This window comes from Oerskovia sp. Root918 (genome assembly GCF_001428945.1).
Classification (GTDB): domain Bacteria; phylum Actinomycetota; class Actinomycetes; order Actinomycetales; family Cellulomonadaceae; genus Oerskovia; species Oerskovia enterophila.
In genome coordinates, this window is sequence record NZ_LMJG01000001.1 from 65,318 (window position 1) to 82,319 (window position 17,002).

General features: G+C 73.0%; 16 protein-coding genes. 12 read left to right on the forward strand and 4 right to left on the reverse strand.

The window, feature by feature from the left end:
- The first annotated feature begins 79 nt into the window (after positions 1 to 79).
- From ASE27_RS00265 to ASE27_RS00275, 3 genes are read left to right on the forward strand one after another with little or no spacing between them, the layout of a single operon-like run.
- Positions 80 to 1,192 (forward strand): ABC transporter permease, encoded by a 1,113-nt coding sequence (locus ASE27_RS00265; protein WP_082608340.1) that lies wholly within the window; start codon positions 80 to 82, stop codon positions 1,190 to 1,192.
- 1 nt (position 1,193) lies between these two features.
- Positions 1,194 to 2,243: an ABC transporter permease gene (locus tag ASE27_RS00270; protein ID WP_056644471.1), complete on the forward strand. Its 1,050-nt coding sequence runs from the start codon at positions 1,194 to 1,196 to the stop codon at positions 2,241 to 2,243.
- A complete protein-coding gene (locus tag ASE27_RS00275; RefSeq protein ID WP_056644474.1) occupies positions 2,240 to 3,970 on the forward strand; it encodes an ABC transporter ATP-binding protein in 1,731 nt (576 codons plus the stop codon). The genes ASE27_RS00270 and ASE27_RS00275 overlap by 4 nt, the downstream gene beginning before the upstream one ends.
- Positions 3,971 to 4,064: 94 nt before the next feature.
- On the opposite strand, the gene ASE27_RS00280 is transcribed toward ASE27_RS00275, so the two are convergent.
- Complete coding sequence (locus ASE27_RS00280) at positions 4,065 to 4,898, reverse strand: CPBP family intramembrane glutamic endopeptidase (protein ID WP_369800540.1); 834 nt, start codon at positions 4,896 to 4,898, stop codon at positions 4,065 to 4,067.
- Positions 4,899 to 5,107: 209 nt separating this feature from the next.
- Here ASE27_RS00280 and ASE27_RS00285 point away from each other — a divergent pair, with 209 nt between their 5' ends.
- The 8 genes from ASE27_RS00285 (at position 5,108) to ASE27_RS00320 (ending at position 11,893) form a co-directional block, all read left to right on the forward strand.
- A complete protein-coding gene (locus tag ASE27_RS00285) occupies positions 5,108 to 6,259 on the forward strand; it encodes a hypothetical protein (RefSeq protein ID WP_056644478.1) in 1,152 nt (383 codons plus the stop codon).
- Between the two features lie 190 nt (positions 6,260 to 6,449).
- Positions 6,450 to 7,187 carry a hypothetical protein gene (locus tag ASE27_RS00290; RefSeq protein ID WP_056644481.1) on the forward strand — a complete coding sequence of 246 codons (738 nt, stop codon included), beginning with the start codon at positions 6,450 to 6,452 and terminating at the stop codon, positions 7,185 to 7,187.
- Positions 7,180 to 7,485, forward strand: a complete 306-nt coding sequence (locus tag ASE27_RS00295) for a transcriptional regulator (protein WP_056644484.1) — start codon at positions 7,180 to 7,182, stop codon at positions 7,483 to 7,485. The genes ASE27_RS00290 and ASE27_RS00295 overlap by 8 nt, the downstream gene beginning before the upstream one ends.
- The gene (locus ASE27_RS20030; protein ID WP_369818970.1) at positions 7,482 to 8,729 is read left to right on the forward strand and encodes an ABC transporter ATP-binding protein; all 1,248 of its coding nucleotides are present in this window, start codon (positions 7,482 to 7,484) and stop codon (positions 8,727 to 8,729) included. The genes ASE27_RS00295 and ASE27_RS20030 overlap by 4 nt, the downstream gene beginning before the upstream one ends.
- Positions 8,726 to 9,529, forward strand: coding sequence for an ABC transporter permease (locus tag ASE27_RS00305; RefSeq protein ID WP_056644487.1), 804 nt, complete (start codon positions 8,726 to 8,728; stop codon positions 9,527 to 9,529). The genes ASE27_RS20030 and ASE27_RS00305 overlap by 4 nt, the downstream gene beginning before the upstream one ends.
- A gap of 209 nt (positions 9,530 to 9,738) precedes the next feature.
- Positions 9,739 to 10,689, forward strand: coding sequence for an SPFH domain-containing protein (locus ASE27_RS00310; RefSeq protein WP_056644490.1), 951 nt, complete (start codon positions 9,739 to 9,741; stop codon positions 10,687 to 10,689).
- Entirely contained in the window at positions 10,686 to 11,039 is a 354-nt protein-coding gene (locus tag ASE27_RS00315; protein WP_235535310.1) for a hypothetical protein, read from the forward strand. Before ASE27_RS00310 ends, ASE27_RS00315 begins: the two co-directional genes overlap by 4 nt.
- A gap of 320 nt (positions 11,040 to 11,359) precedes the next feature.
- Positions 11,360 to 11,893, forward strand: coding sequence for a hypothetical protein (locus ASE27_RS00320; RefSeq protein ID WP_157257323.1), 534 nt, complete (start codon positions 11,360 to 11,362; stop codon positions 11,891 to 11,893).
- A 163-nt stretch (positions 11,894 to 12,056) separates the two neighbouring features.
- Here ASE27_RS00320 and ASE27_RS00325 read toward each other — a convergent pair whose 3' ends face one another.
- The 3 genes from ASE27_RS00325 to ASE27_RS00335 all read right to left on the reverse strand — a co-directional run bounded on the left by ASE27_RS00325 (position 12,057) and on the right by ASE27_RS00335 (position 16,014).
- Positions 12,057 to 14,897: a cation-translocating P-type ATPase gene (locus ASE27_RS00325; RefSeq protein WP_056644495.1), complete on the reverse strand. Its 2,841-nt coding sequence runs from the start codon at positions 14,895 to 14,897 to the stop codon at positions 12,057 to 12,059.
- 380 nt (positions 14,898 to 15,277) lie between these two features.
- Entirely contained in the window at positions 15,278 to 15,646 is a 369-nt protein-coding gene (locus ASE27_RS19570; protein WP_068625024.1) for a heavy-metal-associated domain-containing protein, read from the reverse strand.
- Between the two features lie 26 nt (positions 15,647 to 15,672).
- Positions 15,673 to 16,014 carry a metal-sensitive transcriptional regulator gene (locus ASE27_RS00335; protein WP_082608341.1) on the reverse strand — a complete coding sequence of 114 codons (342 nt, stop codon included), beginning with the start codon at positions 16,012 to 16,014 and terminating at the stop codon, positions 15,673 to 15,675.
- 268 nt (positions 16,015 to 16,282) lie between these two features.
- Between ASE27_RS00335 and ASE27_RS00340 the strand changes: the two genes are divergently transcribed.
- Positions 16,283 to 16,870 carry an HdeD family acid-resistance protein gene (locus tag ASE27_RS00340; RefSeq protein ID WP_056644498.1) on the forward strand — a complete coding sequence of 196 codons (588 nt, stop codon included), beginning with the start codon at positions 16,283 to 16,285 and terminating at the stop codon, positions 16,868 to 16,870.
- Positions 16,871 to 17,002: the final 132 nt, after the last annotated feature.

Consider the following 17,002-nt stretch of genomic DNA (forward strand, 5'->3'; position numbering starts at 1 on the left):
GTGCGAGCGACCTCCGCCGAGCGCCCGCAGCACCGCAGGCAACCGAGCAGCGTGGCTCGGACCACGACGAACGGACGACATGACCACGACGACCGACCAGGTGACCACGGCCGACCCGCCAGGCGCCAGGACCCCACGCCCCACCACCCCGCGGCCCAGGACGTCCGGAGGAGGTGGGCTCGGGCGGTACGTCCTGGTCCGGTTCCTCCTCATCATCCCGACCGTCTTCATCCTCGTGACGACCGTCTTCTTCGTCATGCGCGCGACGGGCGACCCCATCACCGCGGCGCTCGGCGGCAGACTCCGGGCCGACCAGCTCGCCGAGCGCATCCACGCGGCCGGCTACGACCGCCCGATCATCGTCCAGTACCTCGAGTACCTTGGCGGGATCCTGCGCGGCGACTTCGGCACCACGATCAGCGACAACCGCCCGGTCTCCGAGATCCTCACGACCTACGGTGCGGCGACGCTCGAGCTCGCGGTCTACGCGCTGATCATCGCGTTCCTGGTCGGCATCCCGCTCGGGCTGCTCGCGGCCCACCACCGCGACCGGGTCCCCGACGCGTTCCTGCGCGTCTTCGCGATCCTCTGCTACGCGACCCCCGTGTTCTTCGCGGGCCTCCTGCTCAAGCTGGTCTTCTCGGTCGGCCTCGGCTGGTTCCCCGTCGCGGGCCGTGCCTCGACCGGCGCCGAGCTGCAGATGCTCTCGCTCCCGGACCCGTCGGGCTTCTACGTCGTGGACGCGATCCGCACGGGCGACCCCGCCGTCCTGGGCGACGTCCTGATGCACGCGGTCCTGCCCGGGGTCGCCCTGGGGCTCCTGACCGCCGGGGTGTTCCTGCGCCTCGTCCGGACCAACGTGATCGGGACGCTCGCGACCGACTACGTCGACGCGGCCCGCTCGCGCGGCGTCTCGGAGCGTCGCCTCGTCCGCACGCACGCGTGGCGGCCGGCGCTCATCCCGATCATCACGGTCATGGGCATGCAGATCGCGATGCTCCTGGCCGGGGCGGTCCTGACCGAGACGACCTTCGAGTGGAAGGGCCTCGGCTTCATGCTCTCGCAGTACCTCCAGGCCCGTGACTTCGTCGCGGTCCAGGGGATCGTCGTCCTGCTGGCCGTGATCGTCGCGATCACGAACTTCCTCGTGGACGTCCTCGCGGCGCTCATCGACCCGAGGGTGAGGTACTGACATGGCACGACGACTCTCCTGGGGACGCCTGCCCGTGGTCCACCAGCTCCGCCAGAGCGTCGGGCTCCAGCGCGGCATGCTCGTCGCGGGCCTGATCATCACGGGGCTCTTCCTCCTCACGGCCCTGGCCGCGCCGCTGCTCGCGCCCTACGGGTACAGCCAGCTCCGCAACGCGGACGGGGCGTTCGGCGCGCAGCAGCCGCCGTCGGCCGAGCACCTGCTCGGCACGACCGTGGGCGGCTACGACGTCCTGTCGCGCGTGATCTGGGGTGCGCAGACCGCGGCCCTGGTGATCGTGGTCGCGATCGCGGCGTCGATCGTGATCGGCATCCTGCTGGGCCTGGTCTCGGGGTACTTCGGCGGCTGGCTCGACCGCGTGCTCGTGGTCCTGTGCGACGCGATCTACGCGTTCCCGTCGCTGCTCCTCGCGATCCTGCTCGCGATCGTCATCAGCGGAGGCCAGTCCAAGCTGTGGGGCGGCATCCTCGCGGCCGCGCTCTCGATCACCGTGGTCTTCATCCCGCAGTACTTCCGCGTGATCCGCGCCGAGACCGTGCGGATCAAGGCCGAGGCGTACATCGACTCGGCGCGCGTGATCGGCACGCCGCACCGCCGGATCATGGGTCGGCACGTGCTGCGCAACGCGACGCGCACGCTCCCGCTCATCGTGACGCTCAACGCGTCGGAGGCGATCCTCACGCTCGCGGGGCTCGGGTTCCTGGGCTTCGGGATCGAGCCGACGGCCGCGGCCGAGTGGGGCTACGACCTCAACAAGTCGTTGTCCGACGTGACGAGCGGGATCTGGTGGACCGCGCTCTTCCCGGGCCTCGCGATCGTGCTCGCGGTCCTGGGCATCACGCTCGTGGGCGAGAGCCTCAACGACCTGGCCGACCCCCGCCTGCGCAGCCGCCGGGCGGCGGCCGTCGGTGCGGGCGAGGTCGCGGAGACGTCGGTCGTGCCGGGAGGCTCGCTCGTGGCCGGCCCGGCGGGCCTGGGTGGTCTGGAAGGTTCGGGGACGCTGGGCGACGAGGGAATCGAGGTGCGCCCGTGAGCGCGCAGCAGGCAGCAGGCGAAGGCCCGACGACGTCGCGCGAGCAGGGCGCGGTCGTCACCATCCGGGACCTCACGGTCTCGTTCGCGACCGACGCCGGACCGATCCTGGCGGTCGACGGGGTCGACCTCGAGGTGGCCCCGGGGGAGGTGCTCGCGGTCGTCGGCGAGAGCGGCAGCGGCAAGACCGTGACGGCCAAGACGATCCTCGGTCTGCTGCCGGAGACCGCGACGGCGCGTGGCGCCGTCGTGCTGTCGAACAAGGAGGGGACGAGCGGGTCCGACGTCGTGAGCCTGACCCGGGCCCAGCTCCGGGCCGTGCGCGGCACGGACGTCGCGATGGTCTTCCAGGAGCCGTCGGCCGCGCTCAACCCCGTCTTCACCGTGGGGTGGCAGATCGTCGAGGGGCTGCGCGCGCACCGGCGCGTGCGCCGTGCGGAAGGGCGCCGGCAGGCGGTCGACGTGCTGCGCAGGGTCGGGATCCCCGACCCCGAGACGGCGGTCGACAAGTACCCGCACCAGTTCTCGGGCGGGCAGAAGCAGCGCATCGTCATCGCGATGGCGCTCGTGCTCGACCCCGGGCTCATCGTCGCGGACGAGCCGACGACCGCGCTCGACGTGACCGTCCAGGCCGAGATCCTCGACCTGCTGCGGCGCTGCCGCGACGAGTTCGGGACCGCGATCGTGCTCATCACGCACAACATGGGCGTGGTCGCGGACCTCGCGGACCGCGTGGCCGTGATGTACCAGGGCAAGGTCGTCGAGCAGGCCGACGTGCGGTCGCTGTTCGAGGACCCGCAGGCCGAGTACACGCGCGCGCTCCTGGACGCGGTGCCCCGCGTCGGCGGGGGCGTGGTCAACGCGGCGGCCCGGGTCGAGGCCCGCGCCGACGGCTGGGCCGAGGGGGAACCCGTGGTCGTGGCCCAGGGGCTGCGGATCGAGTACCCGGGGCGGTTCCGCAAGCCCGCGTTCGTCGCGGTCGACGGGGTGGACCTGTCGATCCGTCCCGGCGAGGTGCTGGGGCTCGTGGGCGAGTCGGGCTCGGGCAAGACGACGATCGGCCGGGCCATCGGCGGTCTCACGCCCGTGACGGGCGGGTCGCTGTCGGTGCTGGGCGTCGAGATGCGGGGCGCTCGGGAGCGCGAGGTGCGGCCCGTGCGGCCGCGCATCGGGTTCGTGTTCCAGGACCCGGCGTCGAGCTTCAACCCGTTGCTCACGATCGCCGAGTGCGTGGCCGAGCCGCTCGTGGTGCACGGGCGGGCTGCCGACGCGGGGGACGCCCGGGGACGCGTCGACGAGCTGCTCGAGTCGGTCCAGCTCCCGCGCGCGTACGGCGACCGCTACCCGCACGAGCTGAGCGGCGGCCAGCGTCAGCGCGCGAGCCTGGCCCGCGCGCTCGCGCTCGATCCCGAGCTGCTCGTCGCGGACGAGCCGACGTCTGCGCTCGACGTGTCGGTCCAGGCGCGCGTGCTCGAGCTGTTCGCCGAGCTCCAGCGCGAGCTGGGTTTCGCGTGCCTCTTCATCAGCCACGACCTCGCGGTCGTGGACCTGCTCGCCGACCGGATCGCGGTGCTCTACCGGGGCCGGCTCGTCGAGGAGGGCACGTCGGCCGAGGTGCTGGGCGCGCCGCAGCACACGTACACCAAGCAGCTCCTGGCCTCGCTGCCCGTGCCGGACCCGGTGCTCCAGGCCGAGCGCCGGGAGGAGCTGGCGGCGCTGCGGGTCTGAGTTCCGCTGCGGGTCTGACGGTCCGCTGAGTGCGGAGCTCTTGCGCGACGCGCCCGGCGTGTCGCGCAAGAGCTCCGCACTCAGCGATGTGCCACTACCCGACGCCCAGCGCCTCGAGCCACTCGCGCGGCAGCAGGGCGTAGCCCACGAACGCGACCACGTCGAGGATCGTGTGGGCGATCACGAGCGGGACCACGCGGTGCCGCCCCCACCTGCTCGTGTAGAACCACGAGAACACGACGCCCATGACCACGTTCCCGACGAACGGCCCGATGCCCTGGTACAGGTGGTACGAGCCGCGCAGCAGCGAGCTCCACACGACGAACTTCACGCGGCCCCAGCCCAGGTCCTTGGTGCGCTCGAACAGGTACGCGACCGCGATGACCTCCTCGAGCAGGCCGTTCTGGAGGGCCGCGAGGATCAGGATCGGCACGGTCCACCAGTAGTCCGCGAGGTTGGCCGGGTTGACCTCGACCGTGATCCCGAGGGCACGCCCGGCGACGTACAGCCCCAGGCCCGGGATGCCGATGACCGCGGCGAGCGCGACGCCCCAGCCCGTGTCGCGCCACGGCCGGCTGCCGTCGAGCCCGATCGCCCGCGTGACCGACCGCCCGCGCGCCGAGAGCAGGTAGAGCGCGAGCGCGACCGGGATGAGCGCGAACCCGATGCTGAGGATCTGGTAGGTCAGGTCGAGGTAGGGGCGGGGCGACTGGCTGTTGTTGAGGCTCGCGCTCTGCTGGGCGAGCGGGGTGCCCTCGGTGAGGCGCGCGATGATGTTGACGACCGCGTAGACCCCGGACCGGCCGAGGCTCAGTCCCAGCAGGATCCAGATCTCGGCCCCGATGCGGCGGCGGGTCTCGGGGCGGTCGGCCGTCGTGGGGGCCCAGCGCGACCGCTTCCCGCCCCCGGCCTCGCCTGTGGGTGCCACACCGACCCCCGCTGTTCCGGGCTCGCGCGGCGTGCCGGTCGGTGCTGCTGGCTCGGCGCCAGAGCCGGGGGGAGTGCCGGGAGGAGTGGTCACCTGGTCGTTATAGCACCCCGTGCGAAGGCGCGCCGAGCGGTCTTCACACAATCCTCGTGGGTTGGTCAACAGGCGTCCGGGGGGCGTGCAGACCCGTTTCCTACGCTGGGAGGACCGTGACTTCGAACAGACCCCCCTCCATCAGCCCGACCGCCCGAGACGACTCCGCAGCACCGAACGACCCCGCCGACGACCTCGACGAGAAGCCGCCAGGCATCAGCGTCACGCAGGTCGTGGCGAGCGCGCTCGCTGCGGTGAGCTCGACGGTCCTGCTGTCGTACCTGGGGGTCGCCGGGACGATCATCGGTGCGGGCATCGCCTCGGTCCTGACGATCGTCGGGAACAACATCTACACGCGCTCGATCCTCAAGACGCGACGCCAGATGAAGGCGGCCCTCCAGGCGGGCGTGGTCCTGCCGGTCGGCAAGAACGGGCGCAAGGTCCTGCTGCCGACGCTCGCGGGTTCGCACGGACAGGGCGCCGGGGGCTCGGACGGCTCCGCCGGTGGGCCGGGCGAGGGCACGGACGCGACCGGGAGCGGCACCGCGGTGCTCCCCGCGGTCGGGGACACCGCGCGGCTCGGCGACACCGCGGTGCTGGGCCCCGACGACCTCGAGGGCACGCACCTCGACGACCTGCGCACCGCGGCGGGCGCGCAGGCAGGGGACAGGCCCGACGGCGCCACGGACCTCCCCGACGACGGCGACGCCTCGGGCGACGGGGCAGCGGGCGATGACACGGCGGACTCGCGCCGGCCGAGCCGGCGCACCCTGATCCTGTCGACGGTCGCGGTGTTCGTCGTGCTCCTCGTGGGCGTGACCCTGGTCGAGGTCGTCGCCGGGCGGCCGCTGAGCGAGATCCTGCGCGGCGAGGAGGGCTCGGGGACGACCATCAGCCACGTCGTCTCGCGCGAGCCCGCGTCGACCGGCGACACCGGCGACACGACGGGTGGCACGACCGACCCCTCGACCGACGCGCCGAGCTCGGGCACCACGCCCAGCCCGGCGCCGAGCGAGAGCGTGCCGGCCCCTGCGCCGACCGACCCGCCGACCACGGTCCCGGACCCCGAGCCCACCACGCCGGTCACCCCGGCACCGGACCCGACGCCGGGGACGGGCGGGGACACCGGCGGCTCGGGTGCCGGCTCGGGCTCGGGAGGCACCGACCTCGAGCAGCTGCCCGGTACGGGGACGGGCAGCGGGACCGGGAGCGGCACTGGTGCCGAGGGTGCCCCGGGGACCGGGACCTCGGGCTCGGCGACGTCCTGACGCGCACCAGGTCCGTACCTGCCGACGCCGAGAAGTGAGTAGATGCCCCTGATCCACGCGGATCAGGGGCATCTACTCACTTCTCGGCGCAGGCGGCTCGCATTTCCCGTGCCCGAGACCCCTTGCGCTCGACCGCTCCTCCTGGCAGGCTACAAAGTAGTTTGCAGTACAAACCTCAGGAGGAGCCGCCGTGCCCGCCCAGAATCCCGACCAGACCGCCGGACCCGCCCGGGAGCCCGACGACGACCTGCCGCTCGACCCGGCCGAGAGCCTGCGCCTCATCGCGGCCCAGCAGGAGAAGGCCAAGGACGTCGAGCCTGACGGCCGTGTCCTCTACGGGGTCTGGGGGCTGGCCTGGCTGCTGGGCTACACGACGCTCTACGTGAGCTCGCTGCGCACGGCCGACGCCGCGGGGGCGGTGACCGGACCGACCGGGGCGGGCGGCGCCGTCGGGCAGCCCGAGCCCTGGGCCTTCCTCGCCTTCAGCTTCCTCATCGTGAGCGCCGTGGCGATCACGATCGTGCACATCATGACCCGCGTGAGCGGGGTGCGCGGGGCGAGCGCCCGCTCGGGCGCGCTCTACGGCTGGGCCTGGTTCATCTCGTTCGCCGCCATGAGCATGGTCCTCGGCGGCCTCGCCCGGGCGGGAGCGAATCCCGAGGTCATGGCGCTCGCGAGCAACTCCCTGTCGTGCCTGGTGGTCGGGATCATGTACCTCGCCGGCGGGGCCATGTGGCAGGAGACGCGCCTGTACGTCCTGGGCGTGTGGATCCTGCTCGTCGCCGGGGCCGCGACGATCGTGGGGCAACCAGGCCTGTACCTCGTCATGGCCGCCGCGGGCGGCGGCGGGTTCCTGCTCATGGCGCTCGTCGAGCAGGTGCTGCGTCTGCGGACCCGGCGCCGGATCGCGGGAGGCGCCCGTGCCTGACGTCGAGCTCGACCCGGTCATCCATGCCCAGTCGCGCCTGCGCGTCGTCGCGACGCTCGCGGCCCTCGGCGCGGGCGACCAGATCGCGTTCCCCAAGCTCCAGAAGCTTCTCGACATGACCGCGGGCAACCTGTCGACGCACCTGCGCAAGCTCGAGGACGCCGAGTACGTGACGGTCACCAAGACCCACGAGGGCCGCACGCCGGCCACCTACATCAGCCTGACCCCTCGGGGGCGCCGCGCCTTCGAGGTCTACACCGAGTCCCTGAGCACGCTCCTGAGAGGAGCCGGATCGTGAGCACCCAGCACTCAGCCGCCCGACAGGAGGCCCCGCCGGCCACCGCCCGTCCCGCCGTGCGAGGAGGTTCGGCACCTGGCGGGTCCCTCGTGTCCGCGCAGCACGTGACCCGCCGCTTCGGCGACGTCGTCGCTCTCGACGACGTGACCCTCGAGGTCGGGGCCGGCGAGCTCGTGGGCCTCCTGGGCCCCAACGGCGCCGGGAAGTCGACGCTGCTCTCGCTCGTGAGCGGGCAGCGCAAGCCCGACTCGGGCGTCGTGCGCCTGTTCGGCGGCAACCCGCGCGACGCCTCGTCCCGGCAAGGGCTCGGCCTGACGCCGCAGGAGACCGGGCTGCCCGCGACGCTCAAGGTGCGCGAGGTGGTCGACTTCGTCGGCAGGCACTACGCGAACCCCGTGCCCACGGGGCAGCTGCTCGAGCAGTTCGGGCTGTCCGAGCTCGCCGGGCGCCAGACCGGGGCCATGTCCGGCGGGCAGAAGCGGCGGCTCGCGGTCGCGCTCTCGCTCGTCGGGCGGCCCCGGGTCGTGCTGCTCGACGAGCCCACCACGGGGCTCGACGTCGGGGCGCGCCAGGCGTTGTGGGCCGCGATCCGCGAGTACCACGCGGGCGGCGGGACCGTGCTGCTCACGAGCCACTACCTCGAGGAGGTGCAGGCGCTCGCGCAGCGCGTCGTCGTGATCGACCAGGGCATGGTCAAGGCCGACGACACGCTCGACGCGATCCTGCGCCGCGTCGGGCTGCGGCGCGTCGTCGTGCGCAGCACCGCGGACCTGGGGACCGACCTGCCGGGCGTGGTGCGTTCGGAGCGGACCGCTGCGGGCGGTGCGGGAGGCGCCGGGGGAGCCGGTGGGGCCGTCGCGGTGGAGAGCGGGGCTGGAGCCGGGGGCATAGGAACCAGGGATGCCGGATCTGTTGCCGCTGGCTGGCGCTACGAGCTGTACACGGCCGACGCCGACGAGCTCGTCCGCACGCTCGTGACCTCGGGCCTGCCGTTCCACGGGCTCGAGATCCGGGGCGCGAGCCTCGAGGAGGCGTTCGAGCAGATGGTCGCGAGCGGCCCTGCGGGGAGTGCTCCTCCGGGACACGCATCCGGGGCCGGCCGACCGGCCGGCGCCGCCCGCCCGACGAGCGCCGGGTTCGGCGGGCCCGACGCGCCCCCCTCCCGCGGTCACGCGGGAACCCCGACGGGCGTGGCGCCGTCGGGCACCCTGGACCGGACCTCCGAGGAGGAGAGCGCGCGATGAGCACCCTCGACGCAGTCACCACGACCCCCGGCGTGAGCGGGCGTCCGCCCAGCGCCGCGACCCTCACCTGGATCCACCTCAAGTACCAGTTCCTCGAGACCGTGCGCGTGCCCATCGCGGTCCTCGGGAACCTGCTGTTCCCGGCGCTCGCGATGTTCTTCTTCGTCGTGCCGCAGAAGGAGGTCGCGGACAACCCTGTCGCGGCGACCACGGCCGTCGCGTCGCTCGGGCTGTTCGCGATCTGCTCCGCGAGCCTGTTCACGTACGGGCTGGGCGTCGCGGAGGACCGGGCGCTGCCGTTCGACCCGTTCCTGCGCTCGCTGCCGGCGGGCCCCGCGCCGCGCATGATCGCGCGCATCCTCAACGGTGGGATCTTCTCGCTGTTCGGGCTCGTGCCGCTCATCCTCATCGGGTGGTTGCTGACCGCGGCCACCGTGACGTGGTCGCAGCTGCTCGCGGGAGTCGGGACCGTGCTGCTCGTGTCGGTGCCGTTCGTGCTGCTGGGCATCGCGATCGGGTACTCGCTCTCGGCCAAGGCCGCGCTGCCCGTGGTGCAGGTCATCCTGTTCCCGCTCGCGTTCGCGGGCGGCCTGTTCCTGCCGCCGTTCCTGTTCCCGCCGTGGCTCGACACGATCTCGATGACCACCCCGACGCGCGCCGGTCGAGACCTGCTGGTCCAGGCGCTCACGGGCGAACCGGCGTACGCGCTCGCGTGGGTCGTGCTGGTGGGGTGGACCGTGGTGTTCGCGGTCCTGGCGGTGTGGGCGTACCGGCGGGACGAGGGGCGTCGGTTCAAGTAGCCCTCTGGGGGCTGACGTGGTGCTGACGTGGTGCCGAGAACGAGGTTGCGGTCGCTATCCACGGGAAAGCGACCGCAACCTCGTGCTCGACTGCGCGGAACCTCGTGCTCGGCGAGCACGCCCGCCCGCTTCCGCCGACCATCCCTAATGTGATATCACTTTGATAGATGCGGAGCGCGAGGCGCCGTAGCCCGACGAGAGGAACAGCCATGACCGAGACGACGGCCCCACCGCAGGAGTCCGTGGGCGGCGAGCCGAGCGGCCGACCCGTCGGGCACGACGGCACGCGCGTCGACGTGACCGAGAGCCCCGCCTGGTCGACCGGCGCGGGCGGCGCCCTGGTCGCGCTGCTCGGCGTGGCGCTGCTCGCGGTCGGCGCGGTCGTGCTCTTCGCCCAGGGCGAGGGCTTCGCGGTCCTCGGCGGCGTCGTCGTGTCGGTGCTCGCGGTCCTGCTCCTGACCGGGCTCGGGGTCGTCAACCCCGGCCAGACCCTCGTGGTCCAGCTCTTCGGCCGCTACCTCGGCACGATCCGCCGCACGGGCCTCGTCTTCACGGTCCCGCTCACGACGCACAAGCGGGTCTCGGTGCGCGTGCGCAACTTCGAGACGAGCGAGCTCAAGGTCAACGACGCCGACGGCAACCCCATCAACATCGCCGCGATCGTCGTGTGGCAGGTCGCCGACACCGCGAAGGCCACGTTCGCCGTCCAGGACTACGAGGACTTCGTCCGCGTCCAGTCCGAGTCCGCGCTGCGCCACGTCGCGATGTCCCACCCGTACGACCAGGCCGACGAGGGCGAGGAGAGCCTGCGCGGCGCGACCGAGCTCGTGTCGGCCGAGATCGCGCAGGAGGTCGCGGCGCGCGTCGTCATCGCGGGCATCGAGGTCGTCGAGGCCCGCATCTCCAACCTCGCGTACGCCCCGGAGATCGCGCAGGCCATGCTCCAGCGCCAGCAGGCCGGGGCGATCATCGCGGCCCGGTCGAGGATCGTCGAGGGCGCGGTGTCGATGGTCGAGGACGCGCTCCAGCGCCTCGAGGCCGAGTCGATCGTCACGCTCGACGACGAGCGACGCGCCGCCATGGTGTCGAACCTCCTCGTCGTGCTGTGCAGCGACAGCCGCGCGACCCCCGTCGTCAACGCCGGGTCGCTCTACTCGTGACGCCGGAGGTCCCGGCGCCGGCTCCCGGCGGGTCGCCGGGGGCGGGAGAGCCGGGACCCGACGGCGGAGCGAGCGTCGGGCCCGAGGGTGCGCCGGGTGCGGGGGTGCCCGACGGCGGAGCGAGCGTCGAGCGCGAGGGTGCGCCACGGAGGCCCCGGGCCGAGCGGAAGCAGGTCCTGCTGCGCCTCGACCCGGCAGTCCACGACGCGCTCGCTCGGTGGGCGTCGGACGAGCTGCGGAGCGTCAACGCGCAGATCGACATGGTGCTGCGCCGGGCCCTCGACGCCGAGGGGCGGCTCCCGCGGGACGTGCGCCCGCCACGCCGTCCGGGGCGGCCGCCGGCGGAGTGACCGACGCGTGGTGCCGTCCGGGACGGTGACTGCCTGCCGAGCAACCCTCTGCGGGGGTCGAGCATGCGGTTGGCGTCGTGAATCGGCGCGAATCGAACGACGACCGCATGCTCGGCGCAGAGCGTCGGGGGCTACGTCACCTCGGTCACCTTGGTCACCTGGTCGGTTCGCACAGTCGGTCCGAGCAGCCCGCCTGGGCCGGGGCGCTCCGGTTGCTCCGGTCCGACCGATGGGCAGTCCTCCCCGTTGAGCCCCGGGTCCATGGCCGCTACTGTTCCCAGGCGGTGGTCGCCGGACCGCCACGACGAGAGGTGGACCACGTGGCGTGGTGGGAGGACGACAAGCCGAGCCTGGCCGACCAGCTCGCTGACTCGAGCCGGCCGACGAGGTCGGCATCGCGCTACACGACCGATCACTCGCGCAGCTGGGGGACGGTGCCGCTGTGGCTGCTGCTCGGGACCGCGATCACGGTCGTGGGCGGTGCCGTGCTCTGGTCCTCGCAGTCGGCCGTGACGGTCTGCCTCGGCGTGACGGTGCTGGCGCTGGGGCTGTTCTACCTGAGCCAGTACGGCGTCCTGGCCTTCTACGCGCTGCAGGTCGGCCGGCTGCGCGATCAGCGGACCGCGGCGGCGCTCGCGCACGAGCCTCCACCGGCACTGACCGACGACGACGTCCGCCAGTTCCACGTCCCCGTCCGCCCCTCCTTCGCCGGTCCTGCGCGCCTGGGGCTCCTGGACCCGGGGGAGGGCCCGACGCCTCCGGCGATGCGCGTCGCCCGGATCGTCGGGGGCTCCTGCACGGCAGTCTTCATGGTGGGGGCGGTCGCGACGATCGTGGCCGGCTGGGCGTCGTAGTCCTGACCGGCACCGTCGAGCCCTCTCCAGGTGCCGAGAACGGGGTTGCGGACGTTATCCGGTGGATAACGACCGCAACCCCGTTCTCGACTGCGCGGAACCTCGTTCTCGGCACCCCGGCAAACCCCGCCCGCGCAGAACCCCGCCCGCGCAGGCCCCGTGCTCAGCCCGCCGAGCGCAGCCGCAGCGAGTTCCCGACGACGAGCACCGAGCTCATGGCCATCGCCGCCCCCGCGATCATCGGGTTGAGCAGGCCCGCCGCCGCGAGCGGGATCGCCGCCACGTTGTAGGCGAAGGCCCAGAAGAGGTTCTGCTTGATGATGCGCAACGTCTGGCGCGAGAGCCGGATCGCCGTCGCGGCCGAGCGCAGGTCGCCGCGGACCAGCGTGATGTCGCTCGCCTCGATCGCGACGTCGGTGCCCGTGCCCATGGCCAGCCCCAGGTCGGCCCCGGCCAGTGCCGCGGCGTCGTTCACGCCGTCCCCGACCATCGCGACGACCCGACCTTCGGCGCGCAGGCGTGCGACGACGTCGACCTTGTCCTGCGGCAGGACCTGCGCGATCACGTCCTCCTCCGCGATGCCGACCTGCTGGGCGGCGACCCGCGCCGCGCCCGCGTTGTCGCCCGTGAGGAGGAGGGGGCGCAGGCCCAGCTTGCGGAGCTCGGCCACGGCCTGGGCCGAGGTCTCCTTGACCGGGTCGCGCAGGACCAGGACGCCCTGGGCGGTGCCGTTCCAGGCGACGACGACGGCGGTCGCGCCCGTGGACTCGGCCTCGTCGAACGCGCGGCGCAGGTCGGTCCCTGCAGTGCCGGGGCGAGCCTCATCCTCGGGGCTCGAGGGCTCCGAGGCGTCGAACGTGATGCCCTGCTCGGCGAGCCACGAGGGGCGTCCGACCAGGACCCGCTGCGCGTTGAGCGCTCCCGCGGGGGACAGACCCGAGTGCGCGGTGCGGACCAGGCCGCTGACCCCGCCACCGGGAGAGCTCACGAAGTCGAAGACCTGCGCGGAGCCGATCACGACGCCGTCGGCCCCGGTCTCGACACCCCCGGTCTCGACACCCGCCACGGACGAGTTGTCAGAACTGGGCCGGGGGATAGCCCGGTGTGCTTCTGACACCTGATCGGGGGCGGCCGCGAGAGCCGCTGTCCCGACCTGCTCTGCGACGGTACCGCCAGCACCGGCAGGCGCCTCAGGAGCAGCCGACCCCGGTCCGACCCCCGCGACCCGCGCCGCGGCAGCCGCGACGGCCTGCGCGATCGGGTGCTCGCTCAACCCTTCGACCGCGCCGGCGAGGCGCAGGGCGTGGTGAGCGGCGCCGTCGGGTCCCTCGCTCGACGAACCAGCAGCAGCCCGCGCCGGCTCCGACGACAGGTCGAGCTCGCCGTCGCGCGTGACCACACGCTCGAGGGCCATGCGCCCCTGCGTCACGGTGCCGGTCTTGTCGAGCACGATCACCTCGACGCGGCGCGTGGACTCGAGGACCTCGGGGCCTTTGATGAGGATGCCGAGCTGCGCGCCGCGGCCCGTCCCGACGAGCAGGGCCGTCGGCGTCGCGAGCCCCAGGGCGCACGGGCACGCGATGATGAGCACGGCCACGGCCGCCGTGAACGCGAACTGCGTGCTCGCCCCCGCGAGCAGCCAGCCACCCAGGGTGAGCACGGCCAGGACGAGGACGATCGGCACGAACACGGCCGAGATCCGGTCCGCGAGGCGCTGCACGGGAGCCTTGCCCGTCTGCGCCTGGCTCACGAGGCGACCGATCTGCGCGAGCGTCGTCTCCTCGCCCACGCGCGTCGCACGGACGAGCAGGTGGCCCGAGGTGTTGACGGTCGCGCCGGTGACGTCGTCGCCCGGCGTCACGTCGACGGGCACGGGCTCGCCCGTCAGGAGCGAGGTGTCGACGGCGGAGCTGCCCTCGACCACGACGCCGTCGGTCGCGATCTTCTCGCCCGGGCGGACCGTGAACAGGTCGCCCTCGCGCAGGGCGGCGACGGGCACGCGCTCGGTCACGCGCTGACCGTCGGGACCGGTCGTGACGCGCTCGGCGTCCTTGGCGCCCATCGCGAGGAGCGAGCGCAGCGCGTCGCCGGCCTTGCGGCGCGAGCGGTGCTCGGACCAGCGGCCCGCGAGGAGGAACGTCGTGACGACGGCCGCGACCTCGAAGTAGAGCTCGGGCATCGCGGCATGCTCCCGCGACGGCAGCAGCGAGACCTGCATCTGTATGCCGATCTCGCCCGCGCCGCCCAGCAGCAGCGCCCACAGCGACCACAGGGTCGCGGCGATCACGCCGATCGACACGAGCGTGTCCATGGTCGAGGCGCCGTGGCGGGCCGCGCGGAAGGCAGCGGTGTGGAAGGGCCACGCGCCCCACGTCACGACCGGCAGCGCGAGGGCCGTGACGACCCACTGCCAGCCCGGGAACTGCAGCGCCGGGATCATCGACAGCAGCACGACGGGCAGCGTGAGGACCGCGGCGACCTTGAGTCGTCGGGCGAGGTCGGCGCCGCGGTCGCGCGTGGGGGCCGAGGTGTCGGTCGCGGCCGGGGCTGCGTCGGACATCGGGCGAACCGAGGGGCTCGCCGGTGCGGATTCGGCCCCGGCGGGCGTCGAGGTCCCGGCAGCGGGAGCCGCGACGCCGACACCGGTACCAACCCCGGCAGCACGAGCCCCCGTCACCACGCCGCCGGTGGGCGCCACAGGCTCAGCGACGGGCGCCGCAGCAGCCGCCGTCGCGGCAACCGCTGACGCGGCGACGCGCCGGCCCGTGACCCGCGCCTGGTAGCCCGCCTTCTCGACCGCTGCGACGAGCTCGGCGTCGGTCACGCCGTCGGGCAGCACGACGTGCGCGCTCTCGAGCGGCAGGTTCACGGTGGCCTGGGCGCCGTCGACGCGGTTGAGCCGCTTCTCGACGCGCGCGACGCACGACGCGCACGTCATGCCCTCGATCGCGAGGTCGACCTCGACGAACGTGGGGCCGGCGGTCAGGCCGGTGGGGGTGGTCATGGTTGCTCCTGGGAGGTCCGGTGGTGCGTCCGGCGGGTCTCGCCGGGTGGGTTTCTCCGTCGCGGCCCGCTGTTCGCGGCCGGAGGACGGTGGGCGCGCTCCACGCGCTGTCGCGGGTCACGGTGTGCGACCGTCGGTCCTGCGGGCGGGCGGCGTGGCCGAGGCGTCGGCACGCGGCGTGCGGGTGGAGCGGTGCCCGACGGCGGAGCGTGGGCCGGGCGCCCGGCCGGTGCTCCGTCGTCGGGCGGGTCGAGCGGTCAGGACGAGCGTGGGGCTGGGGCCTCACGGGCACTGAAGCACCCTGCGCGGATCAGTTGTCAGAACGTGGCCGGTGCATGGACCGGCGTGGTTCTGACAACTGATCCGTGGCGACGGGAGCGTCAGGCCTGGGGGACCTGGAGGTCGTACGTCTTCACGGCCGGGGCCGCGTCCGCCGCGGAGTCCGTGCCGCAGCCGCAGCCGCAGTTGTGCGCCTTGCGGTCCGCGGCCTGCTCGGCCGACTGCGCAGCCTGGGCGTCGAGCTGGACCTCGTAGCTCGTGACCTCGTAGCCGGCCTCGTCCACGGCCTCGCGCAGCGCGGCCTCGTCGAGCGGGTCGTCCGAGAACACGGTGACCTCGGAGGCCCCGCCGACGTTCAGGTCCACGCTGATGTTCTCGACGCCGGCGACCGCGCCGACGTCCTTGGTCACGTGCGAGACGCAGTTGCCGCAGGTCATGCCGGTGACGCCGAGGGTGGTGACGGTGCTCATGGGTGCTCCTTGAGAGGGGGTGGGTGTCAGCTGCGGACGAGTCGGGCGATGGCCTCGGACGCCTCGCGGACCTTGGCGGCGCCCTCGGCCTCGGAGGACCGGGCGGCGTCGACGACGCAGTGGCCGAGGTGGTCCTCGACGAGTCCGATGGACACCGCCTGGAGAGCCTTGGTCACCGCGGAGACCTGGGTGAGGATGTCGATGCAGTAGACGTCCTCGTCGATCATGCGGGCGATCCCGCGGACCTGGCCCTCGATGCGGCGCATGCGCTTGAGGTAGGCCTCCTTGTCGGAGGCATATCCGTGCGGGCCGGTGTGGGCAGGGGCAAGACCCGGCTCGACCGGGTGCTGGGTGGTCGTGTCGCTCATGCTGGGCCTCCGTGTTCGCTCTCGCAGATACCCCTACTGGGTACCACCCTCCAAAGTACCCGGGAGGGGTATCCCCTTGTCAAGGGGCCGAAGGTCCCGCGCAGGCCGTCCGGGCCCCCGGTCGCGCACGCGCAGCCCGCCCTCTGCGACGAATGCGGCGTTCGCCACGACATAGTGCCGTTTCGGGTGTTCGATGAGAACCGAACAGCCCGCACGGACGGTGCTCCAGCGTTCCTGGCGGGACTCGACCCGACGTCAGGAGCCCACCATGACAACGCAGGACCCGATCCTCACAGCCTTCTCCTCCGCCGCCAAGCAAGTCTGGTACTGGCCCGTGATCCGCGGCGTGATCGCGATCCTCTTCGGCATCGTCGCGCTCGCGTGGCCGGAGATCACGGCCGTCGTCTTCATCTGGATCGTCGCGATCTTCACGCTCGTCGACGGCCTGTTCGAGATCGTCGAGGGCATCCGTCGCCGGGGGACCGGCGGCACCGCAGCGCTCGTCACGGTCGGCCTCGTGAGCGTCGCGGTCGGCATCGTGCTGCTCGTGTGGCCCGGCAAGACCGCCGAGGTCCTCGTGTGGATCGTGGGTCTGTGGGCCGTGGTCCTCGGGATCTTCCAGGCGATCGCGAGCATCGAGCTGCGCAAGGTCCCCGGCAGCGGCTGGGGCTGGGGAGTCTTCGCGGGCCTGCTGTCGCTCGTGTTCGGTCTGCTCGTGCTCTTCAACGTCGGCGCGGGCGTCGTGTCGATCGTCTGGATCCTCGCGATCGTGGCCCTCGTGTGGGGCATCTCGCTCATCGCGTTCGGCTTCCAGATCCGCAGCCTCGGCAAGAAGGCCGGTCAGGTCACCTACTGACCGGCCCCCGTCGGTCGAGCCCCCCTCGACCGGCGGGACCGCCTGCCGCGCCGTGCACCACGGCGCGGCAGGGCGTGAGGTGAGCGGCGCCGTCGGGCACGGAGGAAGGTGCCCGACGGCGCCGCTCACCCA